Here is a 26,526-nt window from a genome sequence, read left to right as displayed (position 1 = left end):
GGCCGAGCGCGTGCGCTGAGACAGGTCACGCGCCATGGCACGCGCCGCGATCTCTGACAGGGCTCGCGGCACCTCGGGATTGACCTCGTGCGCCTTCGGTACCGGCTTGTTCACGACCGCATCGGCGATTTCCTCGAGGCTACTGCCACTGAAGGCGCGTCGCCCCACCAGCATTTCATACAGGACCACGCCAAGCGCGTAGACGTCAACCCGACGGTCGACCGGCGCTTGCACCACCTGCTCGGGTGCCATGTAGTAAGGCGAGCCGCCCACGATTTCCTGGAAGCGGCTGTGCTCGTCGTCCTTGTTGAGTTTTTCAACCTGACGCACTCGCGCAATGCCGAAGTCCAGCACACGGGGCTGTGCCCGGCCCACCATGAAGATGTTGGCGGGCTTGATGTCTCGGTGAATGACACCTTTGTGGTGGGCGTAGCTCAGCGCGTCCGCCACACGCCGCACGATCAAGGCGGCCTGCACGGCAGTGGGGCGCCAACCCATGGACAGCAGCTGCTTCAGGTCCTTGCCCTTGAGCATCTCCATGGCGATGTAAGTACCCTGCTCGCTGGTCCCAGCGTCATACACGGTGACGATGTTGGGATGATTCAAGCTGCCCGCAGCACGCGCCTCGTTCAAGAACATGGCGTTGAACTGGGCGCGGTCCTGCTCGGGCAGGTCCACGTGCAAGGTCTTGATGGCAATCAGGCGCGACAAAAGGGGGTCGTGCGCCGCGTACACGGTGCCCAAACCACCTTCGCCAATCACGAATTTCAGCGCATAGCGGCCAATGTGGCCCACGCTGGGCATGAGATCGGGCCGCTCGCGGCGCGCATCGACCACCTCCGGCTCGGGCGGCAAGGGACGGGTCTGCTCCAGCGTGTCCGAATCATCGGGCGCAACAGGACGGCCCACGACGTCCACTTCGTGGGGCTCGGTGACAGCAGGCTGTGTTGGCTGAAAAGACACGGAAAAGGAACCCCCAGTTGGGCGCCCCTCTTACCGCCCGGAGGGACGCGCCGCTTTGACTTCGTCGGGTCGCAGGCCCGGCGCCAAATGGTCCAGCACACCGTTGACATACTTGTGCCCATCGGTGCCGCCGAAGCTCTTGGCCAACTCTACGGCTTCATTGATCGCGACTTTATAGGGCACCTCGAGACAATGTGCCAATTCGTACGCACCAATCCACAAGACAGCGTGCTCAACCGGGGAAAGTTCCTCGATTGGACGGTCCAGGAATTGGATCAGGTCGGCATCCAACTTGGCCGCCTGGTCAATGCAACCATGCAACAAAGCGTCGTAGTGAGGCCGATCGCACCGGGCGAAATCGTCTTGCTCGCGGATGTGGGCGTCGATCTCGGACACCTTGCGCGGGTTGATCTGCCACTCGTACAGGCCTTGCAACGCGAATTCACGGGCACGGCGACGCGAGGACTTGGCGCGATCACGACCCGCCGGGGCGGGCTTGCGTGCGGGGCGGCCTTCGATGGGCTTGTTGTTGGAATCAGCAGGCAAACTCACAGCAACTCATCCAGCAGGTTGGCCATTTCCACAGCAACGCGAGCCGCATCACGGCTCTTTTCCACCACACGGGCTTCGGCCTGAGCGTCGTTCTCGACCGTCAGGATGGCGTTGGCAATCGGCAGTTGGTAGTCCAGGGTCAGACGGGTCACGCCTGCGCCGCTTTCGTTGGCCACCAGTTCGAAGTGATAGGTCTCGCCGCGGATGATGCAACCCAGGGCCACCAAGGCGTCGAATTGATCGCTTTCGGCCATGGCCTGCAGGGCCACGGGCACTTCCAAAGCACCGGGCACCGTCACATGACGGATATTGTCTTCGGCCACGCCAAGGGCCTTGAGTTCGTCGATACAGACCTGGGCCATCCGGCCGGTCAGTTGATCATTGAAACGGGCCTGAACGATGCCGACGCGCAGTTCGCGTCCGTCCAGATTCACCGCTTGTCCTTTGTCAGCGCCTTGCATGAGTCAATTCCAAGTAAAGAGCGAGAGGGGTTCAACAAAAAGAACGGGAAGGCGTGACCGCTTGATCACGCCGAAGGCGACAGCACCTGGCCGTCTGCAGTCTGGAAGCCAGTGACTTCCAGGCCGTAGCCAACCATGCTGGGCAAACGCTGCTGGTTACCCAGCAAGCGCATGCGTTGCACACCGAGGGTGCGCAGAATCTGGGCCCCGACACCGTAGGTGCGCAGGTCCACCGGGGTTTTAGGCGTTTGCTGAGGCTCGGTGGGCAGCAGACGCTCGACGAGTCGGTCGGCATCGTCGCCTGCATTGAGCAGCACGATCACACCGCGCCCGGCTTCACGGATGGCGGCCAGGGCCTTGGGCAAGGGCCAGGAGTGCGCACGGCTGCCCGCGTCAAGCCAGTCGAGCACCGACAGGGGCTCATGCACGCGCACCAGCACTTCGTCAGCCGGCGTCCATTGGCCCAGGCTCAAAGCCAGGTGGACCCCACCGGTGCGGTCTTTGAACACGCGGGCGTCAAACGGGCCTTCGGGCGTCTCCATGGTGCGCGCGCCCAGTTGCTGGATCAGCGACTCGTTGCGGCTGCGGTATTCGATGAGGTCGGCAATGGTGCCGATCTTCAGGCCGTGTTCCTGGGCAAACACCTCCAGGTCAGGCAGGCGCGCCATGGTGCCGTCGTCGTTCATGATCTCGCAGATCACCGACGAAGGCGTCAGGCCAGCCATGCCAGCGAGGTCGCAACCCGCCTCGGTATGGCCTGCGCGCATCAGCACACCGCCATCCTGGGCCTGCAAGGGGAAGATATGACCGGGCTGAACCAGATCGGACGGCTTGGCATTGCGGGCCACCGCGGCTTGCACGGTACGGGCACGGTCAGCGGCCGAAATGCCGGTGGTCACGCCTTCCACAGCCTCGATGGACACGGTGAAGGCCGTGCCATGCTTGGTGCCATTGCGGGTGGCCATGGGCGGCAGTTGCAAGCGCTCACAACGCTCGCGCGTCAGCGTCAGGCAGATCAGGCCACGGCCGTACTTGGCCATGAAGTTGATGGCTTCGGGCGTGACGTGGTCAGACGCCAGGACGAGATCGCCTTCGTTCTCGCGGTCTTCTTCATCCACCAGGATGACCATGCGACCGGCGGCCAACTCGGCAATCAGCTCAGGAATGGGTGAAATCGGCATCGGGAGATTGTAGGCGCGCTGGCCTCTGCTTTTGGGGAAAACACCAAGAATGGATCACCTTATTGGGGCAATTTGCCCTCAACGGTGAGCATTCTTTCCACATAGCGGGCGATCAGGTCCACTTCCAGGTTCACCTTCGAGCCGGCCTTGAGGGAACCCAGGGCCGTGTTTTCGATGGTGTGGGGGATCAGGTTGATGCTGAACTGGGTGGTGCCGTCGGCCGCATCTTCGATCTGGTTGACCGTGAGGCTGACCCCATTGACGGTGATCGAGCCCTTGTAGGCCAGGAAACGGGCCAAGGCGCGCGGTGCGCGAATGCGCAGCAACCAGGACTCGCCCACCGGCTCGAACACGGTCACATCGCCCACGCCATCGACGTGGCCAGTCACCAGGTGACCGCCCAGACGGTCATGCGTGCGCAAGGCCTGCTCCATGTTGACGGCGCCCAGGGTATCGAGCCCCACGGTACGCGCCAGGCTTTCGGCCGACACGTCGATGGTGAAACGACCCGCAGCGACATCGAAACTGGTCACGGTCATGCAGGCGCCGTTGATGGCGATACTGTCACCCAGGCCCACGCCCTCTAAATAGCCCGCGGGGGTTTGCAGGGTCAGACGACGACCATGGGTGGCGTCTGCACCCAGGGGCTGAGAGTCAACGATCTGGCCCACGCCTGTGATGATGCCGGTGAACATGAAAAGTGCCTTTACTTGTCTGTGTGAAGGGTCAGAAGCGCTCGCGGCCAGGAACTCGGGCACGCAGCCGCAAATCATCGCCGATCTGGCGCACATCGATGAACGTCAGGTCTTTGGCCTGCGACACCGCTTCCAGCGGCGCCAAAGCTGCCAGGGGGCGCCCAGGGCCCAGAAACTTGGGTGCAAGATACAACAAGATCTCGTCCACCAGATCGGCTTGCAGGAAGGCCGCATTCAAGGTGGCCCCGGCTTCAACGTGCAGTTCGTTGACGCCGCGCTGCGCGAGGTCGGCCAAGACCCAAGCGAGGTCCAAACGCTCCCCCTGCAATGGGGCTTGAATCTCTTGAGCGTGAGGGAAAGCTCCCGGCGGTGTATCAGCACCGTAGATCAAGGCCTGCCCAGGCGGGTTCAGTAGCTGCGCATCGCGGGGGGTCCGCCAATGGGTGTCCAGCACCACCCGCAGTGGTTGCCGAGGCGTATCGATTCCCCGAACGTCCATGCGCGGGTTGTCGTCCACAACGGTGCCGATGCCGGTCAGTACCGCCCCCGCACGGGCTCGCCACTGGCGACCATCCAGACGAGCGGCCTCGCCCGTGATCCATTGGCTGTCGCCGTTATCCAGCGCGGTGCGACCATCCAGACTGCCTGCCAGCTTCATGCGAACCCAAGGCCGCTTGCGCACCATGCGCGAAAAGAAACCGATGTTGTCCAGCCAGGCTTGTTCGGCCAATTCGTCCTGGCGCGACAGCACATCCACCTGAATGCCGGCCGCTTGCAAGCGTTGCACGCCCTGCCCTGCCACCAGCGGGTTGGGATCCAGCAAAGCCACCACCACGCGGACCACGCCGGCCTGGATCAGGCCATCGGCACACGGTGGCGTGCGACCAAAGTGGGAACAGGGCTCCAAGGAGACATAGGCGGTCGCGCCTTTCAACGATTCACCCCGAGCCTGGGCATCGCGCATGGCCATCACTTCAGCGTGAGGCCCTCCGGTTTCCTGCGTGTGCCCGGCCCCAAGCAGTCGGCCCTGCTGCCAAAGGGTGCACCCCACGGCGGGGTTCGGCGGGCACAGCCACTGAGCGCGGCGCCCCCAATCCAGCGCCAAGGCCATGGCCTGTCGATCAAAAGGCGTGGGGTCAAATGCAGCAGGCAACGAAGTCATGTTGCGATCATCGCATCACTGCAACTGATCTGGCGCCAGCTGTACCACGTAGGTGACAGGAACGGCCTGCCCCGCCAGGGTGGCTGGCACCATGGCCGTCTGGTGAACCCGCTCGAACAAGGCTGACAGCCACGCCAGGTTGGGTTCGATCTCCAACACTTCGACATGGTCAATTTGCCCCTGCTGCGACACCCACAAGCGCAAAGTCACTCGCCAGGCTCCTGCCGTGGGCGGCAGTTGACTCCAAGCCAGTTGCCAGTCGTCTTGCGGGTAGGGCAAGGTATCCACCTGTTCGTCTGACAGGTATTCCGCAGGAGACGGGAGCCACAGCGTTCTCTCGCCCACGCGCGGCAAGGATGGCTCGGACACACCTGGCGCGGGCTGAGCGTCTGCTCCCGGCTCGCGGGAAAGGGGGGGCGCCCCCTTGTCGCTTGGCGGACGCATCGGTGCCGCGTCGGACCGAGGTGTCGCACGAGCAGCCTCGTCAGCCCAACCCGGCTGGGGTGGCCGCGAAACCTCCTGCAAAACGGTGGCCCGAACGCGAAAGGCCGATGAGGCATGCCATGCGCCTTCACCGCTGACGCGGGCCGGACGCTGCCACCACCAAGCCAGGGCAAGCAGATGTGCCCCGGCCACGGCGACCAGCAACCAGATCAAGCCTTTGCGCACAGAGAAACAGACCTCAGCGCCAGCACGCCGCCACAGCAGAGGCTTGGGAAGCAAACTTGTTCTTGTTGTAGTTCACGACCGATCGGGTGCCATCTTTGGTCAAGGTCAGGTCGCCACACGCATCTGATGCCATGGGGCTGCCGGCTTCACGTGTAGCGGTCAGGGTGTAGTCCACCCCGTTGACCACAACGCCAAGGGTGTACATGGCACTGCCCTCACCCGCCGGCGGTGACGTGGCAAACGACTTTTCCTTGGCGAAATCAGCGTTCTCTGTGGTTTTGCCCGTCGAGGCGTAACTGTAGCGTTCGGTGTAGTAGCGCTCCATCCACTGCTGGGCCGCCACCAAACGTGCACGCGCATCGGCACGCCGCCCCTTGGCCACATGCTCAGCATAGTTCGGATAGGCCACGGCAGCCAGAATGCCAATGATGACCACCGTGATCATTAACTCGATCAGGGTGAAGCCTCGTGGCAGCGAACAGCGGGAAACCATCATCTCAAACCCTTGGCGCATGTCATCAGTAGGTCTTCAGGCCTGGAATCACGCGCCACTGCACGCGACCATTGACCGCGTTGGGCGACAGTGACATTTCCCAATTGCGCCCCTCGATGCGCAAGGCCTCCTTGCCCGCGCCAGGCGTCACCGTCTGATCAGACACCACGAGGATCTTGGAGTCACTCACGTTCACCCCGAAGGCTGAAGCTGCCCCCGAAGGCAGCAAGCCATGCACGGCCAAACCTTGCGTGGGGCTGAGCGCATAGAGGGTAGAGAACGGCGCGTTCTGGCACATCGACTCGGCCGAACCATTTGGCCACACAGTGGTAAAGAACAGCACGCCCGAACGCACCACGGGTGTCGACAAGACCATTTCGCCTGTGCCCGACTGCTGCCCGGTGGTCACTGGGAAATCGAGGTACCAGCCGTCCTTGTCGGTCCAATTGATCGAGGTCGCGGCGTCGTCAGCCAGGGTCACGGCCCCCGTCTTGTCGTCTCGCACCAGCTTGCGCCCGACCAGCTTGTCCATTGTGGGCAAGGCCCGTTTGGCGTTCGCACCAGCCGCTGCGCCAGCCGGGTTGGTCGAGAAATTGCCTCGATCCCAGACGGTATAGAAACGCTGGTTCAGGTTGGTCTTGGGGAAGTCGCCGCTGAGGATCGATTTGCCGGTGCCGAACCCCACCATGACCCCACCCATGCCTGGGAAGGTGATGACCGGCGCCGTGGTGATGGGCAAGGGGTCGCCTGTCCCATCGGCTAGGTTGCGAGCCTGGAACAAGGGCACGGGCGTGTCCCCCGACACATAGGCGGAACCCCACTTGGTGGGGTCTGTCGAACTGATGTCGAATTTCCAGACACGCCCCTTCAGGTCAGTGGCGTAGACCCAATCGGCCGTCCCGTTGTTGTCGATGTCGACCCAGGTGGCGCCCATCAGACCATTGTCGGTGGCGTCATCGGTGGGCAGCTTGATGACGTTGCCACCCCAGGTTCCCATTTGCTCTCGGCCTGCCACATCGAGGAAGTACAAGTAGCCGCGACCGTTGCCCGAGCCATAGCCATTGGGCAGCATCAAAGCAAAGTGACCATTGTTGAGGCGAACCACATTGGCAGGCTGACCTGAGGAGCGATGCACCACCGGATCGATCAACACGTAACCCAGGTCAGCGTCATCGTCCGAACTGAACATCCATTTGAAGATGCTGCTCGCGTTGTCTTCCGTCAGGCTGTTCGTGTCGGTCACATCCAGCGCAAACACGGCTTTGCCACCCCGCCCCAGGCTGCTGAACAGATAGGTTTTCCACACCCCGGTCTGTGCGCCAGCGCCCAGGTAGACATCGGCGGTGAATGGACTGCCGTCCATGGTGGCGGTGATCGATTTGGTGGACTCGCGGCTTGCCGCGCGCAGCCCCCCCATCAATGGACTAGGCAGGTAGGACAGCACCGGCGCGCCGGTCTTGGCATTGAAGGCATGCAACATCGAGTCGTTCGAAGCGACCCAAAGCAACGATTGCGGAGCAGCCTTGCTGCGCGCCAGCAGGAATTGACGGTACGACGCCCAATCCTTGGGCAAATCCACATCGGTCACCCGCAACTGCGCACCGCGTTGCAGCCAAGGCGCCGCGTTGACGATGGGACCGAGCACATTGGTCAACTGGTTGCGCAAATCACCCGTGGCCAAACCCCCGCGTGCGTAGTTCACCAGATCCTTCCAGCTGTCAGCCCCAGCATCGGCATCCAGCGCTGTGCGCGCTGCAGCCAAAGCCGCCGGCGTATCTGCAGCCAAAGCAGACAGGGTCAAGGGCATCCCCACCAAGCCGATGTTGGTGATGACCTGTCGTTGCGGTGTATCTGCCCGCGAGGCTTGGGTCAGCTTGTCGCCCAACTCGAACTCAGGGTCCTTCTTGAAGGCGCCGTCGGCCAGCTTATAGGCCTTGACCGACCCGGTGTGGGCCTTGGCATCGAACTCAGCCACGTACTTGATGCTGTCACTGACCAACTGAGCCGACGACACCGCTGGCGTCGAGTTTCCCGCGGCCAAAATCTTGTCGAGCGCCTTGCGCAAGCCGGTTTCGAGCTTGGCCGGATCGCGTGCGAGGAAATAGCCTTCGGCATCAGCGCTGGCACTCGGCAATGAGGCCTGGGATACTGCACTGAACTTGTCCTCGCCCGTGTTGAAGCTGCCGTACTTGGCCGCATACCAGAGCGGGTCGGCCAAAACCGAACCAGCTTGTCCCAAGTCGAAGCTGAACGTACGGGTCGAAGCTGTTTCAACGCCGGAGAACCCAACCACGGTGTTGCCGTACTTGCTTGGCCATGCCCAGTTGTCAAAGCCTGCACCAGTGGGCATGCCCGCGTCGTCATAGCCGCAGCGCAAGGCGTAGTTGAGCTTGCTCAGTAGTTTGGGGGTGCCATCTGCGTTCTTGGCACAGTCGCCAAAATTGATCCCGTGGCTGCCATGGGTGATGTAGCGACCGGCATTGCTGACCGCGCCCAAAATGCTGAACCCGTGTGAGCCGGGCATGCCACCGTCAACGTTGAGGATGTCGGTCGTCACCTTCAACTGGCTGCCATCAATGGTGTAGGAGATGTATCCCACGATGTCCATGTCGTAGTCACCACCGAACTGGGCATCGTTCCAGGTCACGACATACGAAGCCCCCACCGTCTTGCCGTTCTCGCTGATCGAGTTCAGCAATTTGATGGTCAGCATGGCCCCGGGCATCCAGGCGTCACCGCCACCGATTTTGCCCCCCGCGTTCCAGATGCTTTCAGGCGTGATGAATACCTTGGCTCCCGTACCCGGGTGCACGACCTCAATTCGAGCCACACCGCCACCCATCGCGGCCGCCAGTGTCTTGACGCGCAGGGCATAGCCGGGCAGGTCAGGCGGCAAGTTGAGCTTGGCCGTGTCACGAATGGCCCGTGTGTTGCCATAGAGGGCGGCGCCCGCAGAAAGGTAGCTGCCTCGGGTCGCTGGCGCCTCCGGACACACGCCCGACACCTCCCACAGATGGGTCACCGTTTTGCCGGTACATTGCTCACCCCAGCCGCCATCGCCGTTATTGGGATCAGGTTTGACCGATGCCACTGACCGAATCGTGCCGTTGATGCCTTCGTTCTGCCCGACCTGGTCTGTGAATGACTCCAACGATTCGCTTCGGTTGGGCAAGCTGGCAAATTTGCCGACCTCATCGCGATCGAAGCTCAACGCACTACTGGAAATGGCCAGCGTGTTCATGGGGCGGCACAGGCTCTTGCCGTAGACCTGCCCACGCGTCTGCGTCCCTGCGCCTGGAACGGTTTGGCTATCGCTCAAGGGGTCCTGCCAGTCTGGTGCGGGCAAGCCCAATGCCGAGTCGATCGTCACCGGCTGTACGTTGTTGTAGCTGGACTTGCCTTGATTGGCGAAGTACGACAGGGCTTCAATCAACATTTCACCCAAGGGGTTGCCCCACGAGGGGAACTGCTTGTTGGTCAGCTTGTTCGGCATCACCCAGCTGAACGATCCGGCTGTGGTGTAGGAAGAGGCGCCTGCGTTGTAGAGGCGGAATGCATCAAACGACTTGATGAGCCCGCCACTGCACGCGCCACTGGTGTGGCAGAACGTGCCATCTTTGTTGACCTCGTCATTGAGGTTGCTGATGTTCTTGCGCAGCACCCCACCTGACAAGTTGTTGTCGTAACTGCCGGAGATCAAACCAAACTCCGCGCGCGCCGATTCTGACGCAGACGGCGCAAAACCATAATCGAGCAAGATGCCCGACGGCTTCAGCGAGGTCTGACTCACACCGTTGGCATCCTTGTACTCGAAGCGCTTGCAGTTTTCCTTGCCGATCAAATCGACGCTGGCACAAGCCTGAACCCGAATCGCCAGGCCGTCGCTGCCGATATTCGGTGGCAGATCACTAGAGGTGCCCTTGTCATAGGGCGCGATCAAGGCATGCGATGGCATTCCCTGAAGATCGGACCCGGGAATAGCGGCATCCCGCTCGAAATAAGACACCAACTTGGCGCCGAACCAGTAATCGGCATTGGCTGCATCGGTGGTCACTTCAGCGGGCCGCCAGCGGCACACCTTTTTGGCAGTGGTCGACCACAACAGATAGTTGCCCTTGACCATGCGCAAAATGGGGGTGCCGGCGGTGGCCTCTGCTGTCGTCGACATCGCGCAGGTTGTCAAGCCAACATAGGTCCCACCTTTGCTCAGGTCGGCCACGCTGAAGGGCGTGTATTTGGCGATGTCGGTACCGCGGTAGTACTTGGCAAACGCGTGTGCATCCGTGCCCAACTGGGCCAACTGCAAGACAGTGCTTGTGGCCGTATCGGTCTGCCGAAAGCCCCCGTAAAGCATCTTGCGAACCACGTCGATGCGAGTCATCGTGGCCCAGTTCAGGAAGTTGCCGCTCCAACGTGCCGTCACGCCCTCCAACGACTGGCCTTTGGCGTCTTGGGGCGTCAAACACCCCTCAGTCGCATGGCGGAATCCTTGCGGAACAAACTTCTGCCCATCGTGGCTGTAGCACTTGCTGGGGTCAAAGTAGCCGTAGTAATCGAAGTCAGGACGATAGGTCGGATCGATTCGCCCCGTGCCTTTGAGGTCCTCGTAATCGGTGTACATCGGCCCGAACAGGGTGTGGTCACGCGAGGCAGCCAACATCATCATGGCGGGGAAGTCACGCGCAGTGATGTTGGGCGGCACGGCCTGAATGGGCTTGGCTGTGTATGGGGCGGTCTGAGCCCAGACCGATGCGGCCATGAGCATCAGCGCCACAAGAGGTGCAATCCAGCGTTGAAAAGCGTTCATGGCAGCATTCACTCGGTTTCAGGCGGGACGTAATACGCTTGCACCACCGCTTGCGTGCCTCGGTCGTAACCAAAGCCTCGGGCCGTGATGCGGAACAGGGGGCGCTGATTGCGCATGCCCAGGTATTCAATGAGGTATTCGGGCTGTTGTGCCACCTCGTCGATGTGAGCGGTGCCTGTATAGGTTCCCAAGGGCACACCGCCCTTGAAGGTACTGCACTGATCGTTGACCGCCTGCGGCTTGGTCTTGAAGTCATTGTTCCAGCGGCCGCCTTTGTCATCAGCCCACCAGGGCGCCCCTTTGGGCGCTTCGTCGCCCTGGGCCACGCCAGCCTTGTCTGCATTCAAGCCCGCATACTGTGAATCGGTCATGCGGCAGATGCCGGCCAGGCACGAGACCCCTTCGACCAGCATGCCCACATTGGCCGCAATCGGGCGCATGCCGGTGCGCTGGCAGAAAGCACCTTGAGGGTTCTGGCCCTCTGGCATGGCCAGATCGGCTTCGGCATCGCGCAGAGCCGCTTCTGCTGCCTGATGGGCGACTTGCGCGTCGAGCACATTGCGGGCAATGCGCTCACCAAACACAGCCTGGCGTGCGCCGTAAAGGCTGATCGCGGTGAGCGCCAGAAGAAACACCAGAACCACAATCAGCGCAATACCGCGCTGACGAGGTTGAACGGAGGCATGCGGGGTCATGGCAGGTGTCTCCATCACGACAGGCGGTTCTTGACCGCAAAGACCTGCATGAAGCGACGACGCTGAACGCCGTCGTTGGGCAAGGTCTGCCCATCGCAATCAAGCCGGGTTTCATCTCCCGCCCCTTTGAAACGGGTTTCCGTCAAAGACCTCGCCACCACACAGACCTGCACAGACACCACACGCTGCCACCCGATCAAGGGCTCGTCTCGCACCATCACAGCCTGGGCCTGCCCCACTGCGGTCGCGTCGGCATATTGCGTTGCACGGGCAGCAGATGCATCGCGCAAGCCATAACGCACGCGCAACTGCTCAATGCCCGGCACCAGCACTTGATACCCGGTCGAACCATTGCCATGACACGCCAAGCCAAAAGTGACGATCGGTCGCCCACTCTCGGTCTCGTAATTCATGGTTCGCAGGGTGTAGCGGTTCGAGACGAACAGAGGGTTGGCTGGCGGCAAATTGGGCGACTTGTATCCTGCTCCGGCACGAGCGGCTGTATTGATCACGACATCGTTGTCCACCGACGAGCCCTGACAATCTGCTCGCGCCCCCGCTGCCAGATTCATCGCGTCTTCGGTGAAATAGTTCAATACCAGACCATCGCCCGCAAAGGTCTTGTTATCGGCGGCCTGACAGGCGCCATTCCAGAAACGGCCCGATGCACAACCAAACACGCCGGCATTGAATGCCGCCACGGCAGGCGCCGGATTCACATAGCGCCCCAGGTTCACCGCCAGGGTCGCATCGGGTTCGTGCATGTGGGCTGGGTAGTAACCGGCGTTGCCAATGTCTTTGCCCAGCAACTCGAGCGCCAGCTGGCCGTTTTCAAACATGGCTGCACGCTCTTCGACGGCCTGCTGCGTGCTGCGACCGTTCAGGTAGAGATAAGCAGCCACCAGCACGACCACCAGGTTGATGGCGACCGCAACCAGTAACTCGACCAGAGTCAAGCCCTGCTGGGCGCGGCGCAACGGCAAAGACAACGCAGCACTCATGGAACGATCACGAAATTAGCGCAACGAACCCCTTTGGGAACCTGGCTCGGACAGCACTGCCGCGCATCAGCTGGGGACTGGCCCGCCGCACAGGCCGGAGGCGTGGCACTGTAGTCGTTGTCCTGCCACATCACCGTCAGGTTCAAGCCATTCTGTACATCGCCGCTGACCTGGACGGAACCCTGCGGCAGAGACTCGCGCACGCGCTGACGCCAGTTGGCCATGTCCCATTGCGCCAGTGCCTGCGCATCGGCACAGACTTCGGTGGCGCAATCGGTGCCAGCGGCTTTGGGGGCATCTTGCTGGCCATTCCAATCGGCGCTGAACAGATAGGGCGACTGAGCCCCGGCACCCGCCACGGGCGCCGCATCCATATTGGCTCGCACCCGCTCGGCATAGTCACTGACCAGCATGGCCAGCACAGAACGATTGGCACTGCCCATCTGGTACTTCACCGTGTAGGACTGCAAGCCCGCCAGGCTGATCATGGCCAGCCCGAGAATGAGGATCGAGACCAGCACTTCGATCAGCGTGACCCCCGATTGAGCGCGACGGCGCTCAGTCATCACCGCCCCCTGCTGCACCAGCAACCAGGGTGGTCCGAACCTTGCCCATGCGGCTGAAAGCGATGTCGCGGACATGAGCCCCGGCCGTATCGCGTGAATCAGAAATGCGCATGCTCCCAGCCTGCCCCACCACCACACCGCGAGGCGAAAACACGATGATCTCGGGCGCATCGCCACCGTTGGCGTCCTGCAGAGACAAGGTGGCGGCCACGGGGCCCTGCGCGCGCAAGGCTTGACCTGCAGCCGGCTCGTCTGGCTCGGCCGACGAAGCACACGATGGCTTTTCATAAACCAACCAGCCGGTGTTCCAGGGGCCATCTTCGCCGGCACACAATGCCGCCCCCGATGCCGCCCGGCGGCACACCGCCACACAGGTATTGCGAGTCACTGCTTCCATGCGGGCCATTTGCAAGGCCCCGGTGAACTCGTTGGCCATGGCGTTCATGTCCTGACGCATCTGAAAGCCCGACAGCATAGGCACGGCCACCGCAGCCAGGATGGCCGCGATCGACAACGTCACCAGCAATTCGACGAGGGTGAACCCCGCGATTCGTGAAATATTGACACCCCTGTTCATGGGGTGTGAATGTATCGCCTGGCGCGCCAAACGGCACCACCGTCAATCGGGGGGACGCGCCGCTTATCGGAGACAGTTAACCGTCTGTCGGGAAGATCAGGCGGCATTCACCCCAGGACAAACCCGAGGACGCCAGAGCATCGTGATCAGGATGCGGATTTCTTGCCCGTTTCCTTGATGGCGGCCACGAACTCGCTGACGTCATCAAAGCTGCGATAGACAGAAGCAAAACGGACGTAAGCCACCTTGTCGAGCTTACGGAGTTCCTGCATCACCCACTCGCCCAACTGGGTAGACGAAACCTCTTTGTCGCCACACTGGCGCAGGCGGGCTTCGATGCTTTCAATGGCGCCTTCCAGGGCTTCGGCCCCCACAGGGCGCTTGCGCAGAGCAATCAGCAAAGAGCCCTTGAGCTTGGCGCGATCGTAATCGGTGCGGCGCCCATCGCGCTTGACGATCACCGGCAGTTCGATTTCTGCGCGCTCATAGGTGGTGAAGCGCTTGTCGCACGACTGGCAACGGCGACGGCGGCGAGTGGAATCCCCCTCGTCGGAATCGCGGGTTTCAACAACCTGGGTATCGTGGTGTCCGCAAAAAGGGCAACGCATGATGATGAGAGGCGGGCAAAAACAAAAAAGCCCGGCGCGCGGCCGGGCTTGTTGCGTCGATCAGCGATAGACGGGGAACTGACGAGTCAGCGCAGCCACTTGCTCGCGCACGCGGGCAATGGTGGCTTCGTCGTGCGGGTTGTCCAGCACGTCGGCGATCAGGTTGCCCACGATCACGGCTTGCTCTTCCTTGAAGCCACGGGTGGTCATGGCGGGCGAACCCAGACGGATCCCCGAGGTGATCATCGGCTTTTGCGGATCGTTGGGGATGCCGTTCTTGTTGCAGGTGATGTGCGCTGCACCCAGGATGGCTTCGGCTTCCTTGCCGGTCAGGTTCTTGGGACGCAAGTCCACCAACATCACGTGGCTCTCTGTGCGACCGGACACGATGCGCAGACCACGCTTGGTCAAGGTATCAGCCAGCGCAGCGGCGTTCTTCACCACTTGCTGTTGGTAAGCCTTGAACTCGGGCGAAGCGGCTTCCTTGAAAGCCACGGCCTTGCCGGCGATCACGTGCATCAGGGGACCACCCTGGATGCCGGGGAAGATGGCGGAGTTGATCTTCTTGGCGATCTCTTCCGAGCGCATCAGGATGATGCCGCCACGTGGGCCACGCAGGCTCTTGTGAGTGGTCGAGGTGACCACGTCAGCGTGAGGCACGGGGTTGGGGTACACGCCCGCAGCGATCAGACCGGCGTAGTGAGCCATGTCGACCATGAAATAGGCGCCGATTTCCTTGGCGATCTTGGCAAAGCGCTCGAAGTCAATCCGCAGGGCGAAAGCCGAAGCGCCAGCGATGATCAGCTTGGGCTTGTGCTCGCGAGCCAAGGCTTCCATCTGGTCATAGTCAATGTCTTCCTGGGCGTTCAGACCGTAGGAGACCACCTTGAACCACTTGCCCGACATGTTCAGGGGCATGCCGTGGGTCAAGTGACCGCCTTCGGCCAGGCTCAGACCCATGATGGTGTCACCAGGCTGCAGCAGACCGAAGAACACGGCCTGGTTGGCTTGCGAGCCGGAGTTGGCTTGCACGTTGGCGAATTCGGCACCAAACAGGGCCTTCAGGCGGTCGATGGCCAATTGCTCGACCACGTCCACGTTTTCGCAACCGCCGTAGTAGCGCTTGCCAGGATAGCCTTCGGCATACTTGTTGGTCAGTTGGGAACCTTGCGCCTCCATCACGGCGGGCGAGGTGTAGTTTTCAGAAGCGATCAGCTCGATGTGATCTTCCTGGCGCTTGTTTTCAGCTTGGATAGCGGCCCACAGATCGGGGTCGACATTGGCCAGGGTGTGTGTTGCACGGTCAAACATGACTTGGCAGTCCTCTTCATGGTTGAAGACCCACAGGAGCACCATGCTCCATGAGGGCTGCCCAGGCGAACGGCTGACACAGCCCTACGGGCGTCAGACAGATCGCCCTGGGGCTGGCCGCGCTTCCCGGTGGTTCACCACCTCAGATCTGAATCAGATCATGTATCGCCAGTTGCGCGGCAAGTTCGGGATTGTACGGGAGTCGGGCCTCAGGGCGCCAGTGCCAATTGCTCGGAACGATGCGGTGCGGTGTCGCTGGCCGCTGGCGCATTGGGCAAAGCGGCCGGAGCAGCGTGCTCGCTGGTCGCGGCAGGCGCCACCACTGGCGCGGCAGTCTGGACCACTCCGGCTTGCGGCAAGGGCACATTGACCGCCACCTTGCGTCCCGCTGAAACCTGACGCAGGTTGGCGAACTCGGCCATGACCTTGGCTGCATACCCACCGTCATCGGCCAGATTGGCTGCACCCACGTAGTACTTCAAGCCGCTTTCCAGCCCGCCCGCCTTGCGGATGCAATCCTTCAGCACCTGTACGCCCACGCGCAGATTGGTCACCGGATCAAAGGCGGCATGTTGGCCACCAAAGATCTGATACTTGTCCTGGTGCACGCGAGTCATCACCTGCATCAGCCCCTGGGCGCCAACATGGCTTTGCGCAAACGGGTTGAAGCCCGATTCGACCGCCATCACCGCCAGAACCAGATTGGGATCCAGATTGGCCTTCTGGCCCGCAGCCCAGGCTTCCTGTACCAAGCGGCTGATTGGCTCAGGCGCCACGTTATAGCGACGCGAAATCCAGAACGCCACCAGAGATTGTTGGCGACTGAGTTCCGTCGGGTCCGCAGCCGTGGCGCGGGCAATCGCCTCGGGCTCGGCCATGGCCAGCAGCACGTCGCTGTCAGACTGATCAGCGCTGGCGACCTGACGCCCATTCACGCGCTCGGTCAGCCAGGTCAATGCGTGTGATTCCAGATCATGGCGCCACTCAGGCCGCTGGATCAGGAAGACCACGCCCACGATGGCAAACAGCCCCACCATGGCCAGTGTGTTGTGACTGACCAGACGAACCCCTGACAAGACATCTGTCAGAACTTGTTGTACTCGGCGCCGGATGGCACCCCGTTGTCCAGACTTCTCTGAGTCAACGCGAGCACCTTGGGAAGGCGCGGACGAGGACTCGTCGGACCATGCACGCTCGAACGCTGTCATGTTTCTCCTTTCCTCACCGCCCGCTTGACCAGCCTGGTTGCGGCAAAAGCCGTAAACCACGCCAGCCACTCATGGCTGTGATAATGGCTCCGACTGACTGGTGACACGGGCTGTGCAGGCCTGTGTGCCACCTGGAACGGCCTCTCTCGAGAGAGGGGCCGGTCAAGCCAGAGCTGGCAGCGTTGCACCCCCGTAGAGATGCAAGGGAAAACCCGAATAAAGTACCTTCGGGATCGACGGGAGCGGATTCTAGGCACCGCTCAAATAACCAGTCAAGGATAACGGAAAGCTTTTTTAGAACTTTTAGATATGAAATACCGTGATCTGAGGGACTTCGTGGCAGGCCTGGAGAAGGCTGGCGAGCTGATTCACGTCAGAGAGCCAGTCTCCGTGCGGCTGGAGATGACAGCCCTGAGCGACCGCATCCTTCGTTCAGGGGGGCCCGCCCTTCTTTTTCACCATGCGGTAAACGATACAAAGCGTTACGAAGTCCCGGTTCTGGCCAACCTGTTCGGCACCCCCAAGCGGGTGGCCATGGGCATGGGTGCCGACAACGTCAGCGAGTTGCGCGACATTGGTCGCGTGCTGGCCAGTCTGAAAGAGCCCGAGCCACCCAAAGGCCTGAAGGACGCCGGCAAGTTGCTGCAGATGGCCAAGGCCCTGTGGGACATGAAGCCAGCCACCTTGCGCAGCGGTGCCTGCCAGGAGGTGGTTCTGGAAGGGTCGGAGGCAGACCTGACAAACCTCCCCATTCAATGGTGCTGGCCTGAGGACGCCGCCCCCCTGCTGACCTGGGGGTTGGTGGTCACCCGCGGCCCCCAAGGTGTGCCCAACGCCCGCCGCCGCCAGAACCTGGGCATTTACCGCCAGCAACTCATTGGTCGTCGTCAGCTCATCATGCGCTGGCTGGCCCACCGAGGCGGCGCACTCGATTTCCGGGAATTTGCCTTGGCCAATCCCGGCCAGCCTTTCCCGATTGCCGTGGCGCTGGGCGCCGATCCCGCCACCATCCTGGGCGCCGTCACACCGGTGCCTGACACCTTGGGTGAGTACCAGTTTGCCGGCTTGCTCAGAGGCAGCCGCACCGAGGTGGTCAACACCCGGGTCGGCGAGCGCACCGCCGAGGGCGACCAGTGGCTGCAGGTGCCTGCCAGCGCAGAGTACGTTCTGGAAGGCCATATTCCTGCGGCCCCCAAGGGCTTCCAGGGCACCAGCGAACATGGCGTCCCCCTCATGGAGCGTGGCGGCTATTTGCATGCACTGGAAGGCCCATTCGGCGACCACACGGGCTATTACAACGAACAAGACTGGTTCCCGGTGTTTGAGGTCTCGCGCATCACGCACCGACGCGACCCGATCTACCACTCCACGTACACAGGCAAACCGCCTGACGAACCCGCGGTGCTGGGCGTGGCCCTGAATGAAGTCTTCGTGCCCATCTTGCAAAAGCAGTTTCCGGAAATCGTCGACTTTTACTTGCCGCCGGAAGGGTGCAGCTACCGCATGGCCATCGTCTCGATGAAGAAGGCCTACGCGGGCCACGCCAAGCGGCTCATGTTCGGCGTGTGGAGCTTCCTGCGCCAGTTCATGTACACGAAGTTCATCGTGATCGTGGACGACGACGTGGACACCCGCAACTGGCAGGAAGTGATCTGGGCCATCACCACCCGCATGGATCCGGTGCGTGACACGACCCTGGTGGACAGCACCCCGATCGATTACCTGGACTTTGCCTCGCCCATCAGTGGACTGGGCGGCAAGATGGGCCTGGACGCCACCAACAAATGGCCAGGGGAAACCAGCCGCGAGTGGGGGCGCACCATCACGATGCCGTCAGATGTCACGCAAAGAGTCGAAGCCTTGCTCGCCAAGGTCTTGCCGGAATCCGGAAAGTGAATTAATCTGGAGCTGCCAACCGAGAGTTGGCATCAACTGAGATGCAGTCACTGCATCTTGGGAAGTGGCAAACCAACCTCTTTGCCCTTTCCTCGGACGGCCCGCGCGCCGCTCCAACCCCCGGCTTTGTCCGGGGGTTTCTCATTTCTGGGCCCTGTTTTTTTCGCCGCTCAAGACACCCGCCCTCTGCGCCGAAATAGCTCGAATGCCGCAGAACACTTCCCCTACCCCAGACGGGCCCACCGCAGCCCCCAGCCCCTGGCTGTTCGGTGACTCCAAAGCACAGCGCTACGCCACGCGCCGCCTGATGCTGACCTGGCCGTGCTACGCCCTGGCCGACCTCATCTTGTGTCTGGCCGCCGTCTTTGGCTATCTGGAACCTTGGAAAGCCGGGGTTCAAATCGCCTATCACACGCTGGGCTTGGCCACCTTCTATTGGCTGCTGCGGTCCGGCCGGTTCGAGCAAGATGCCGAGCCCACCCTGGCCTATCCGCAAGTGCTGTTCGGCTGCAGTGCCGTGGTGTTGAGCTATGGGCTGGACCATGCAGCCAGTGCATCGGCGCTGCAAATGCTGCCTCTGATCCTGGTATTTGACCTGCAACGTCTGAGCATGCGGCAACTGGTGACCGCGATGGTCGGCACCCCGATTGCGCTGTGCGCCATCCTGCTGGGCAGCTGGCTGCTGGCGCCAGATCTGATCGTGGGCCGCCGAGAACTACTTGATCTGCTCGCAACCTGCATCCTTTTGCCGGCATTGGGCATCATCGCCAAAGATGTTCGCGATTTGCGTCAGCGCCAACTGGACCAACGGGTCGAACTGCAACGCACACTCAAGCAATTGCAGGAGCTGTCCATTCACGACAGTCTGACCACGCTCTACAACCGCCAGTACATGCTGGACCTGCTAGACAGTGAAATGAAGCGACAAAAGCGCAATGGCCGGCCATTCAGCCTGGCCTTGCTCGACATCGACCAGTTCAAGCAGGTGAACGACCGATTCGGCCATGCCGTGGGCGACAAAGTCCTGAGCGAATTTGCCCGACTGGCCAACGAGGCCATTGGCGCCGCAGACACCTTGGCCCGCTGGGGCGGCGAAGAATTCTTGCTGCTCATGCCGGAACACGACCCTGCCCAGAGCCTGAAAACGCTGGAAGCCATTCGCGATGCGGTGGCCCGACATGACTGGTCTCGACTGCATGAGGGCCTGCAAGTCAGCTACTCGGCCGGCATCACCCAGCAACGCGCCAAAGACGAACTGAAAGACGCCCTGGAACGCGCAGACCGCGGCTTGCGCCTGGCCAACCAGCAGGGCAAGGCTCAGTTGGTCATTGTGGAGGCGGGTGAATGACACCCATCTCGCGCAGTGAAGCGCTGGTCAGTCTGGTGCTGGGCACCGACCCTCGCATGCGAATGCGCACGCGCTTGTGCCTGCTCGCCTCGGTCTTGTACCTGGGCTGGATCTGTGTGATCTCCCTGGGCATCGAGGCAGGCTTGTTCATCTCGGCTCAAGCCGCACAGTGGGCGATTGCGCTGAATGTGCTGGCCATGCTGGCGGGCTACCCCATCGTGCGCAGCGGCAAGTCGATGCACTGGGCCGATCCTGCCCTGGTGTTGCCGCAAATGCTGGGCGCCCAGGCATTGGCCTGCTTTGCCTACGCCACCGCCCCGGATGCGCGTGGCGCATTGATGCAGTGGATGTGTTTCATCCAGGTATTTGGCCTCTTCAGCCTCAACCCGCACGAGGTGAAATGGTCGGGCTCAGGGTCGATCCTGCTGCTGGCGCTGATGCTGTTCATCTCAACCAGCATCGGTCTGGACCAGTTTTCAGCCGGCGAACAAACGCTGCGCGTGATTCTGCAAGGCTTCGTCATGGGGGTGTTGTGCTGGGTGTCGTACCACTACAGCCTGATGCGAGGTCGGGTGCGCGCCCAAAAGCAGGAACTGACGCAGGCTGTAGCCGATGTGCAGAACATCATCGAGCACGATGCCCTCACGGGCCTGTACAACCGCCGGCACATGCAGATCTTGCTGGAAGCCGAAATGGAACGCTGCCGCCGGTCGGGACACAGCTTCTGCATTGCGCTGGTCGACCTGGATCATTTCAAATTCATCAACGAAACCTACGGCCCGCATCTGGGCGACGAGGTGCTGCGCAATTTTGCGCGCCACATTCGACTGATCTTGAGAGAAACCGATGTGGTGGCCCGCTGGGGTGGCGAGGAGTTCCTGTTGATCATGCCTGACACGAACCCCTCGGAGCGAGCCAAAGTGGGCCTGGAACGGCTGCGCCGCTCACTGATGCTGCAAACCATGTCGCTTCAAGCGCCTGACTTGCGTGCCACCTTCTCTGCCGGCATTGCGGTCTACCATGCCGATGAAACCATGGATCAGGTGCTGGATCGCGCCGATCGCGCTCTCTATCAAGCCAAGGCCGCCGGGCGTGCGCGCACAGTCTTGTCTGCTGACGACGACCTCGCCCCGATTCACAAACCAGCCGCCAGCCCCAGCACCTCATGCAAGGCCTGACGGACGTTGGCCATGCCCTCGGTAGACGGCAACCAGTCGAGGCCGGACCGATCGCCAGCCGACCAGAACGCCATTGGGGCTGGGGTGATCTTGATCGCGGGGCCATTCGGTTGCTGAGCGGCCCAGTGCTGGGCTGAGCGCTGAAACGCCCGCAGCGCGCGGGGCATGTGATAGGCCTCCGTCACCACCACCAACTCCGTCACCCCTTCGGCTGCTAACTGATTGACGGTGTATTGGGCGTTCTGTCGCGTGTCGGCAGATTGGGTTTCTGTCCAGCGAATCGACCATCCGTAATGTTGCTGGGCCACCCGTGAGGCCACCTCCGCCTCAGAAATGGCGCCGCCATCGCGCTGCTGAGCCCACCCCACGCCGCCACTGAAGGCCAGAGGCATCCCGGTCTGTCGGCTCAACCAGATGCCGTAACGCAAACGCTCGGCCGAATGCGGCGAGAGATCGGAAACCCCATACTCCCGCGCCAGTGGCTCACGCCCCCCCCCCAGCACCACAATGGCCTTGGTCGGAGCGGGAGCACGAGCAGCTCGTTTACCGGCAGCCAGGTCGCCACGCGTCGACTGTTTCAAGCGCAACATCTCTGCGCCATCCAACGCCACCGGCGGCTTGAGCACGCCATTCAACAACCAGCGCGCGGTGACGTTGCAACTGCTCAACCAGATCACCAGGACACCCAGCAGCAGGGTCAGGTATCCCCAGCCCCGCCTGGGCAAAATCAGCCTGGCCCCCAGCAGAATCAACACCAGGCCAGGAACCGGAGGCAAGATCAAAGCCGACACGATCGGCTTCCAGCTACCCAGATCCATCTGATCAACCTCTTAGAAAAACGCTTGCAAGCCAGTCTGCGCCCGCCCCAGGATCAGGGCGTGCACATCGTGCGTCCCCTCGTAGGTATTGACCGTTTCCAGATTGGCCATGTGGCGCATCACGTGGTATTCGTCATGGATGCCGTTGCCCCCATGCATGTCACGCGCCTGGCGAGCCACATCCAAGGCCTTGCCACAGTTGTTGCGCTTGATGAGGCTGATCATTTCAGGCGCCGCCTGCCCCGCATCCAGCAAACGCCCCACCTGCAAAGCCGCCTGCAGCCCCAGAGCAATTTCCGTTTGCATGTCAGCCAACTTGCGCTGAACCAACTGAGTCTGAGCCAAGGGCCGACCAAACTGCTGGCGATCGAGGGTGTACTGACGTGCAGCAAACCAACAGGCCTCAGCTGCGCCCATGGCGCCCCAGGCAATGCCATAACGCGCCTTGTTCAAACACCCGAAAGGCCCCTTCAAGCCCTTGACTCCTGGCAAGAGCTGCGACTGGGGCACAAACACCTGATCCATCACGATTTCGCCGGTAACCGATGCGCGCAAACTCAACTTGCCTTCGATCTGAGGGGTGCTCAACCCCGACATGCCGCGCTCGAGGATGAAGCCCCGAATCTCCCCGTCGAGCTTGGCCCACACCACCATCACGTCGGCAATCGGGGCATTGGTGATCCACATCTTGCTGCCTTGCAGCAGGTACCCCCCTTCGACCGCTGTGGCGCGCGTAGCCATGCCACCCGGATCGGACCCGAAATCAGGCTCGGTCAAACCAAAGCACCCAACCCACTCCCCTGAGGCCAACTTGGGCAGATAGCGCGCCTTCTGCTCAGGCGAGCCATAAGCATCAATCGGGTACATGACCAAGGAACTCTGCACGCTCATCGCACTGCGATAACCCGAATCGACGCGCTCCACCTCACGGGCGACCAGGCCATACGCCACATGACTGAGACCAGGGCATCCGTGCCCCTGGATCGTGGCCCCCAGCAGCCCCAACTGCCCCATTTCCGTCATGATGTCGCGGTCAAAGCGCTCGTGGCGATACGCTGTCAAGATACGGGGCTGAAGCTTGTTCTGACAGTACTCGTGCGCAGCATCGCGGATGGCGCGCTCCTCTGCCGACAGCTGCCCATCCAGACGCAAGGGATCAGACCAGTTAAACGATTCTTTGCTCATGCTTATCGCTCGCTTGAAACAGGATCACCATGACATCGCCAAGCTACGAAACCCTCCCTGAAGTGGAAGAAGCCACCTTTGGTGCGGGCTGTTTCTGGTGTGTCGAAGCTGTATTCAACCAGATCCACGGCGTGATTCACGCCGAGTCCGGTTATAGCAACGGTCACGCCCCTCACCCGACGTACGAAGCCGTCTGCGGCGGGCACACTGGACACGCGGAAGTCGTGCGGGTGCGCTTCGACCCAAATCAGGTCAGCTACCGGCAACTGTTGGAGGTGTTCTTCAGCATTCACGATCCCACCTCGCTGAACCGCCAAGGCGCTGACAGCGGCACGCAATACCGCTCGGGCATCTACACCCACAGCGACCCGCAGCACACACAGGCACTAGAGATGATTCAGGCGCTGACAGCCCAGCAGGCCTACAGCCGGCCCATCGTGACCGAAGTACGCCCGGTGGAGAACTACCACCCGGCGGAAGACTATCACCAGCGCTATTTTGAGCAGCACCCCCACCAAGGCTACTGCGCCATGGTGGTGGCGCCGAAGGTGGCCCATTTTCAGCACACCTTCAGTCGCCTGCTCAAGCGCTGATCCAGCAGGGATCAGGGGGCCAGGCGATGCAGGGCCCAGCTACCGTCGGCCTGTCGGTCAAACACCAAGCGATCGTGCAGTCGCGAGGGCCGGCCTTGCCAGAATTCCCAGTGATCGGGCAGCAGCCGATACCCACCCCAGTGCTCAGGCCTCGGAGGATCGTCGCCCAGGCGCGCCTGATGCGCGTGCCAAGCGGCCTCCAGCTCCTCACGCGAGGCCAGGATCTGGCTTTGCGGCGACGCCCATGCGCCAATACGAGAGCCCAGCGGGCGCTGACGGTAATAGTCGTCTGACTCTTGCTCGGACACGCGCTCAACACGCCCTTCGATGCGCACCACGCGCTCAAGTTCGTGCCAGAAAAACTGGATGGCCGCGTAGGGATTGGCCGCCAGGTCTTGCCCCTTGCGGCTGTTGTAGTTGGTGAACCAGACCAATCCCTGCTCATCAGCCCCCTTGAGCAAAAGGATGCGACTCGAAGGGCGCCCTTGTGCCGACACCGTCGACAAGGTCATCGCATTGGGCTCTTCCACTTTGGCGTGAACGGCCTCGTCAAACCAGTGGTGAAACTGCGCCATGGGGTCGGCCAGCACATGGGACTCGTCCAGCGCGGCGCGCTCATAGCTTTTGCGCATCTGCGCAAGGTCGTGGGGCGTTTTCTTGTCCATGTTGGCAGTATCGGTCACAACCACGGTGGTGTGGCATGACACCCGTCAAAACCGGTTTTAAACGCGTTTTCCCTGATTCAGAAATGTCGCAGACAAGCCGAAACCCTGAGCGGGTAACTCCTTAGGTATACGCACTCTGGTGCAGTGCAGCAATCGACGTGACACTTTGTATCAAGACGGGAAAAAATCCATGAACTCGCTGCCCACGCTCATTGTTCTGGCTGATCCGATCCCCCGCAGCGCGGCGGAGCCGGAGGTCATGACTGCGCTGGCACACACGCTGCGCGTGGGTCTCGAAAGTGGCCTGCCCATGGTTCTGGTCGCCCCCACCCCCGCAGCCGAATTCGCTCGCACCCTTCTGCCAGGCAACGACGTGGTTGAATTGACCGACGTCAATGGACTGGAGGCTCGCAACGACCTGATGGCCCGCTCCGTAGCGGCCGGCGTCCTGGCCAGCCCCCACGCGCCCGGCTGGCTTCTATGGCCCGCCGACATGGGCGATATCCAGTCAGACACCCTTCGGCTTCTGGCGCAAGGCGTCAGTCACTACCCGATGGTGTTCCCTCAGTTCCATCAACGCCGCGGCCACCCCGTCGGTTTGTCGTCGGAGTTTTTCTCCGAACTGATCCGACTGAACACCGACCGCGACCTCAGTCGACTCATGACCCGCTATCCGGCCCTGGGAATCGATGTCGAAGACCCAGGCATCCTCGAGTCCGAACTGCCAGACGATCACCTGGCCAAGTTACGCACGCAGCTTCAAGGCATCCCCAGAAGCACCCTGGCGCCTGCGACTGCGATGCTGGTCTGAGACCTGAACCGAGCCTCAGCCCCCGCAAAAGTCGACCCCCATGAAAAAAGTCGCTCATCACCGAAGGTGAGAGCGACTTTGTCACAAAAGGAAGAGGCGATCGCCCCTCCCTTCAGCGCGCCTGAATCAGGCAGCGCGGCGGCGACGAGCGGCCACGCCAACGGCGGCCACGCCCATAGCCATCAGAGCGTAAGTGGAAGGCTCAGGAACGGCCGTCACCGAGATCTTGGTGGTGATGGTGCCGAAGTCGGTCACGGTTTGCAGAGCACCCTTGCCCAGAGACAACAGGCCCAGCGACTGCACGAAGGTGTTGAAACCACCAGCGGTGATTTGCAGACCCGAAACCGTGGTCAGAATTTGGTTCTGGCCAGCGACGAAGGTGTCTTGCACCACGGGGTTGACGATGTCCCACAGGTAGTAGTTGGTCAGGGTACCAACGCCGTTGGCGCCGACCACAGTGGCGTAAACCCGCTTGTTGACATAGTCAACATTCAGATCGCCCACGGACAGCGAACCGCCGCTCGACACACCCTTCAGGACGGGCGAAGTCTGGGTGGCGCCACCGGTCACGGCGATCGAGTTGTACTTGTGGGTAGCGGAATCAACCACGACGTTGCTGATGTTGGCAGTAGCCGACACTTCGGTGTAGAAACCGTCCACGTCCTTGGTTGCAGTCGCAGTGCCACCGTTCCACGAAGACACGGCCACCTTGCCGGTGTCCAGAGCGGCCATCAGGTCAGCGCTGAACGAGAGGGTACCCGAGCCGCCATCGAGACGCAGGTTGTCCAAGATGCCGCCCACGTTGACAGTGGTCGCAGCAGCAGAGGCAGCGCCAGCGGCCACAAATGCCACGGCAGCCACGATGCCCTTGATTGCAAATTTCATGTTTATCTCCACTTGGTTGCGGCCCTTTGGCAAAACTTCTCTTCTCCGGCTGAAGGCATCCGCCTCTTCCTTCAACGCGTCCCAGACCTCCTCCGTCTGTACGATTAAAGGATAACGAGCCCCGATCCGAGCCAACAACAAGTGGTGTTCGTCTTCTCACCCCTGAGGCCGAGAACCGCCCTCTCCCGGGCAAGAAAA

General features: G+C 61.6%; 25 protein-coding genes and 1 riboswitch. Of the genes, 5 read left to right on the top strand and 20 right to left on the bottom strand.

What is annotated here, in order from left to right; translation table 11 throughout:
* The 16 genes from VFW72_RS06145 to VFW72_RS06070 all read right to left on the bottom strand — a co-directional run.
* A partial coding sequence (locus VFW72_RS06145) for a serine/threonine-protein kinase (RefSeq protein ID WP_329673399.1) occupies positions 1-963 on the bottom strand: 963 nt, incomplete at its 3' end.
* Between the two features lie 30 nt (positions 964-993).
* Complete coding sequence (nusB, locus tag VFW72_RS06140; RefSeq protein WP_414638778.1) at positions 994-1,509, bottom strand: transcription antitermination factor NusB; 516 nt, start codon at positions 1,507-1,509, stop codon at positions 994-996.
* Positions 1,510-1,511: 2 nt separating this feature from the next.
* Positions 1,512-1,976: a 6,7-dimethyl-8-ribityllumazine synthase gene (gene ribH, locus VFW72_RS06135; protein WP_329673398.1), complete on the bottom strand. Its 465-nt coding sequence runs from the start codon at positions 1,974-1,976 to the stop codon at positions 1,512-1,514.
* Positions 1,977-2,041: 65 nt separating this feature from the next.
* On the bottom strand, positions 2,042-3,157 hold the full coding sequence (gene ribBA, locus VFW72_RS06130) for a bifunctional 3,4-dihydroxy-2-butanone-4-phosphate synthase/GTP cyclohydrolase II (protein ID WP_329673397.1): 1,116 nt from the start codon (positions 3,155-3,157) through the stop codon (positions 2,042-2,044).
* A gap of 59 nt (positions 3,158-3,216) precedes the next feature.
* Positions 3,217-3,852 carry a riboflavin synthase gene (locus VFW72_RS06125; protein ID WP_329673396.1) on the bottom strand — a complete coding sequence of 212 codons (636 nt, stop codon included), beginning with the start codon at positions 3,850-3,852 and terminating at the stop codon, positions 3,217-3,219.
* 31 nt (positions 3,853-3,883) lie between these two features.
* Entirely contained in the window at positions 3,884-5,014 is a 1,131-nt protein-coding gene (gene ribD / locus VFW72_RS06120; RefSeq protein WP_329673395.1) for a bifunctional diaminohydroxyphosphoribosylaminopyrimidine deaminase/5-amino-6-(5-phosphoribosylamino)uracil reductase RibD, read from the bottom strand.
* 15 nt (positions 5,015-5,029) lie between these two features.
* A complete protein-coding gene (locus VFW72_RS06115; RefSeq protein ID WP_329673394.1) occupies positions 5,030-5,737 on the bottom strand; it encodes a hypothetical protein in 708 nt (235 codons plus the stop codon).
* Positions 5,697-6,179 (bottom strand): type IV pilin protein, encoded by a 483-nt coding sequence (locus VFW72_RS06110; RefSeq protein WP_329673393.1) that lies wholly within the window; start codon positions 6,177-6,179, stop codon positions 5,697-5,699. Before VFW72_RS06110 ends, VFW72_RS06115 begins: the two co-directional genes overlap by 41 nt.
* Before the next feature lie 22 nt (positions 6,180-6,201).
* Positions 6,202-10,983, bottom strand: a complete 4,782-nt coding sequence (locus VFW72_RS06105; RefSeq protein ID WP_329673392.1) for a pilus assembly protein — start codon at positions 10,981-10,983, stop codon at positions 6,202-6,204.
* 8 nt (positions 10,984-10,991) lie between these two features.
* Positions 10,992-11,678 carry a pilus assembly PilX family protein gene (locus tag VFW72_RS06100; protein ID WP_329673391.1) on the bottom strand — a complete coding sequence of 229 codons (687 nt, stop codon included), beginning with the start codon at positions 11,676-11,678 and terminating at the stop codon, positions 10,992-10,994.
* 14 nt (positions 11,679-11,692) lie between these two features.
* Positions 11,693-12,679: a PilW family protein gene (locus VFW72_RS06095; RefSeq protein ID WP_329673390.1), complete on the bottom strand. Its 987-nt coding sequence runs from the start codon at positions 12,677-12,679 to the stop codon at positions 11,693-11,695.
* Positions 12,676-13,245, bottom strand: a complete 570-nt coding sequence (gene pilV, locus VFW72_RS06090; RefSeq protein ID WP_329673389.1) for a type IV pilus modification protein PilV — start codon at positions 13,243-13,245, stop codon at positions 12,676-12,678. Before pilV ends, VFW72_RS06095 begins: the two co-directional genes overlap by 4 nt.
* Positions 13,238-13,822: a GspH/FimT family pseudopilin gene (locus tag VFW72_RS06085; protein WP_329673388.1), complete on the bottom strand. Its 585-nt coding sequence runs from the start codon at positions 13,820-13,822 to the stop codon at positions 13,238-13,240. The genes pilV and VFW72_RS06085 overlap by 8 nt, the downstream gene beginning before the upstream one ends.
* A gap of 146 nt (positions 13,823-13,968) precedes the next feature.
* A complete protein-coding gene (gene nrdR, locus VFW72_RS06080; protein WP_329673387.1) occupies positions 13,969-14,430 on the bottom strand; it encodes a transcriptional regulator NrdR in 462 nt (153 codons plus the stop codon).
* Between the two features lie 60 nt (positions 14,431-14,490).
* Positions 14,491-15,741, bottom strand: coding sequence for a serine hydroxymethyltransferase (glyA, locus tag VFW72_RS06075; protein WP_329673386.1), 1,251 nt, complete (start codon positions 15,739-15,741; stop codon positions 14,491-14,493).
* Between the two features lie 52 nt (positions 15,742-15,793).
* A riboswitch (ZMP/ZTP riboswitch) is annotated at positions 15,794-15,927 on the bottom strand.
* Positions 15,928-15,950: 23 nt separating this feature from the next.
* A complete protein-coding gene (locus VFW72_RS06070; protein WP_329673385.1) occupies positions 15,951-16,949 on the bottom strand; it encodes a lytic transglycosylase domain-containing protein in 999 nt (332 codons plus the stop codon).
* Between the two features lie 309 nt (positions 16,950-17,258).
* Here VFW72_RS06070 and VFW72_RS06065 point away from each other — a divergent pair, with 309 nt between their 5' ends.
* The 3 genes from VFW72_RS06065 to VFW72_RS06055 all read left to right on the top strand — a co-directional run bounded on the left by VFW72_RS06065 (position 17,259) and on the right by VFW72_RS06055 (position 21,371).
* Positions 17,259-18,845, top strand: coding sequence for a UbiD family decarboxylase (locus VFW72_RS06065; RefSeq protein WP_329673384.1), 1,587 nt, complete (start codon positions 17,259-17,261; stop codon positions 18,843-18,845).
* A gap of 205 nt (positions 18,846-19,050) precedes the next feature.
* Positions 19,051-20,193: a GGDEF domain-containing protein gene (locus VFW72_RS06060; RefSeq protein ID WP_329673383.1), complete on the top strand. Its 1,143-nt coding sequence runs from the start codon at positions 19,051-19,053 to the stop codon at positions 20,191-20,193.
* On the top strand, positions 20,190-21,371 hold the full coding sequence (locus tag VFW72_RS06055) for a GGDEF domain-containing protein (protein WP_329673382.1): 1,182 nt from the start codon (positions 20,190-20,192) through the stop codon (positions 21,369-21,371). The genes VFW72_RS06060 and VFW72_RS06055 overlap by 4 nt, the downstream gene beginning before the upstream one ends.
* Here the strand turns inward: VFW72_RS06055 and VFW72_RS06050 are convergent.
* Positions 21,329-22,189 (bottom strand): YdcF family protein, encoded by an 861-nt coding sequence (locus VFW72_RS06050; RefSeq protein WP_329673381.1) that lies wholly within the window; start codon positions 22,187-22,189, stop codon positions 21,329-21,331. The two genes, VFW72_RS06055 and VFW72_RS06050, sit on opposite strands and share 43 nt — an antisense overlap.
* Before the next feature lie 12 nt (positions 22,190-22,201).
* Complete coding sequence (locus tag VFW72_RS06045; protein ID WP_329673380.1) at positions 22,202-23,374, bottom strand: acyl-CoA dehydrogenase; 1,173 nt, start codon at positions 23,372-23,374, stop codon at positions 22,202-22,204.
* A 29-nt stretch (positions 23,375-23,403) separates the two neighbouring features.
* On the opposite strand from VFW72_RS06045, the gene msrA reads away from it, so the two are divergent.
* Positions 23,404-23,967, top strand: coding sequence for a peptide-methionine (S)-S-oxide reductase MsrA (msrA, locus tag VFW72_RS06040; protein ID WP_329673379.1), 564 nt, complete (start codon positions 23,404-23,406; stop codon positions 23,965-23,967).
* Between the two features lie 11 nt (positions 23,968-23,978).
* Here msrA and pdxH read toward each other — a convergent pair whose 3' ends face one another.
* Positions 23,979-24,632: a pyridoxamine 5'-phosphate oxidase gene (gene pdxH / locus VFW72_RS06035; protein WP_329673378.1), complete on the bottom strand. Its 654-nt coding sequence runs from the start codon at positions 24,630-24,632 to the stop codon at positions 23,979-23,981.
* 190 nt (positions 24,633-24,822) lie between these two features.
* On the opposite strand from pdxH, the gene VFW72_RS06030 reads away from it, so the two are divergent.
* Positions 24,823-25,443, top strand: coding sequence for a nucleotidyltransferase family protein (locus VFW72_RS06030; RefSeq protein ID WP_329673377.1), 621 nt, complete (start codon positions 24,823-24,825; stop codon positions 25,441-25,443).
* A gap of 126 nt (positions 25,444-25,569) precedes the next feature.
* Here VFW72_RS06030 and VFW72_RS06025 read toward each other — a convergent pair whose 3' ends face one another.
* A complete protein-coding gene (locus tag VFW72_RS06025; RefSeq protein WP_329673376.1) occupies positions 25,570-26,328 on the bottom strand; it encodes a PEP-CTERM sorting domain-containing protein in 759 nt (252 codons plus the stop codon).
* Positions 26,329-26,526 lie beyond the last annotated feature (198 nt).

The organism is Aquabacterium sp. (assembly GCF_036273115.1).
Lineage (GTDB): Bacteria > Pseudomonadota > Gammaproteobacteria > Burkholderiales > Burkholderiaceae_C > Aquabacterium.
Note: the sequence above shows the minus strand (reverse complement) of the source record. Positions and strands in the feature narration are given on the sequence as shown.

Excerpts from the sequence above, each read along its gene's own strand:
- ribH (WP_329673398.1), bottom strand. The coding sequence starts at position 1,976 with ATGCAAGGCGCTGACAAAGGACAAGCGGTGAATCTGGACGGACGCGAA.
- ribBA (WP_329673397.1), bottom strand. The coding sequence starts at position 3,157 with ATGCCGATTTCACCCATTCCTGAGCTGATTGCCGAGTTGGCCGCCGGT.
- VFW72_RS06125 (WP_329673396.1), bottom strand. The coding sequence starts at position 3,852 with ATGTTCACCGGCATCATCACAGGCGTGGGCCAGATCGTTGACTCTCAG.
- ribD (WP_329673395.1), bottom strand. The coding sequence starts at position 5,014 with ATGACTTCGTTGCCTGCTGCATTTGACCCCACGCCTTTTGATCGACAG.
- VFW72_RS06110 (WP_329673393.1), bottom strand. The coding sequence starts at position 6,179 with ATGATGGTTTCCCGCTGTTCGCTGCCACGAGGCTTCACCCTGATCGAG.
- VFW72_RS06105 (WP_329673392.1), bottom strand. The coding sequence starts at position 10,983 with ATGAACGCTTTTCAACGCTGGATTGCACCTCTTGTGGCGCTGATGCTC.
- VFW72_RS06100 (WP_329673391.1), bottom strand. The coding sequence starts at position 11,678 with ATGACCCCGCATGCCTCCGTTCAACCTCGTCAGCGCGGTATTGCGCTG.
- VFW72_RS06095 (WP_329673390.1), bottom strand. The coding sequence starts at position 12,679 with ATGAGTGCTGCGTTGTCTTTGCCGTTGCGCCGCGCCCAGCAGGGCTTG.
- pilV (WP_329673389.1), bottom strand. The coding sequence starts at position 13,245 with ATGACTGAGCGCCGTCGCGCTCAATCGGGGGTCACGCTGATCGAAGTG.
- VFW72_RS06085 (WP_329673388.1), bottom strand. The coding sequence starts at position 13,822 with ATGAACAGGGGTGTCAATATTTCACGAATCGCGGGGTTCACCCTCGTC.
- nrdR (WP_329673387.1), bottom strand. The coding sequence starts at position 14,430 with ATGCGTTGCCCTTTTTGCGGACACCACGATACCCAGGTTGTTGAAACC.
- glyA (WP_329673386.1), bottom strand. The coding sequence starts at position 15,741 with ATGTTTGACCGTGCAACACACACCCTGGCCAATGTCGACCCCGATCTG.
- VFW72_RS06070 (WP_329673385.1), bottom strand. The coding sequence starts at position 16,949 with ATGACAGCGTTCGAGCGTGCATGGTCCGACGAGTCCTCGTCCGCGCCT.
- VFW72_RS06065 (WP_329673384.1), top strand. The coding sequence starts at position 17,259 with ATGAAATACCGTGATCTGAGGGACTTCGTGGCAGGCCTGGAGAAGGCT.
- VFW72_RS06060 (WP_329673383.1), top strand. The coding sequence starts at position 19,051 with ATGCCGCAGAACACTTCCCCTACCCCAGACGGGCCCACCGCAGCCCCC.
- VFW72_RS06055 (WP_329673382.1), top strand. The coding sequence starts at position 20,190 with ATGACACCCATCTCGCGCAGTGAAGCGCTGGTCAGTCTGGTGCTGGGC.
- VFW72_RS06050 (WP_329673381.1), bottom strand. The coding sequence starts at position 22,189 with ATGGATCTGGGTAGCTGGAAGCCGATCGTGTCGGCTTTGATCTTGCCT.
- VFW72_RS06045 (WP_329673380.1), bottom strand. The coding sequence starts at position 23,374 with ATGAGCAAAGAATCGTTTAACTGGTCTGATCCCTTGCGTCTGGATGGG.
- msrA (WP_329673379.1), top strand. The coding sequence starts at position 23,404 with ATGACATCGCCAAGCTACGAAACCCTCCCTGAAGTGGAAGAAGCCACC.
- pdxH (WP_329673378.1), bottom strand. The coding sequence starts at position 24,632 with ATGGACAAGAAAACGCCCCACGACCTTGCGCAGATGCGCAAAAGCTAT.
- VFW72_RS06030 (WP_329673377.1), top strand. The coding sequence starts at position 24,823 with ATGAACTCGCTGCCCACGCTCATTGTTCTGGCTGATCCGATCCCCCGC.
- VFW72_RS06025 (WP_329673376.1), bottom strand. The coding sequence starts at position 26,328 with ATGAAATTTGCAATCAAGGGCATCGTGGCTGCCGTGGCATTTGTGGCC.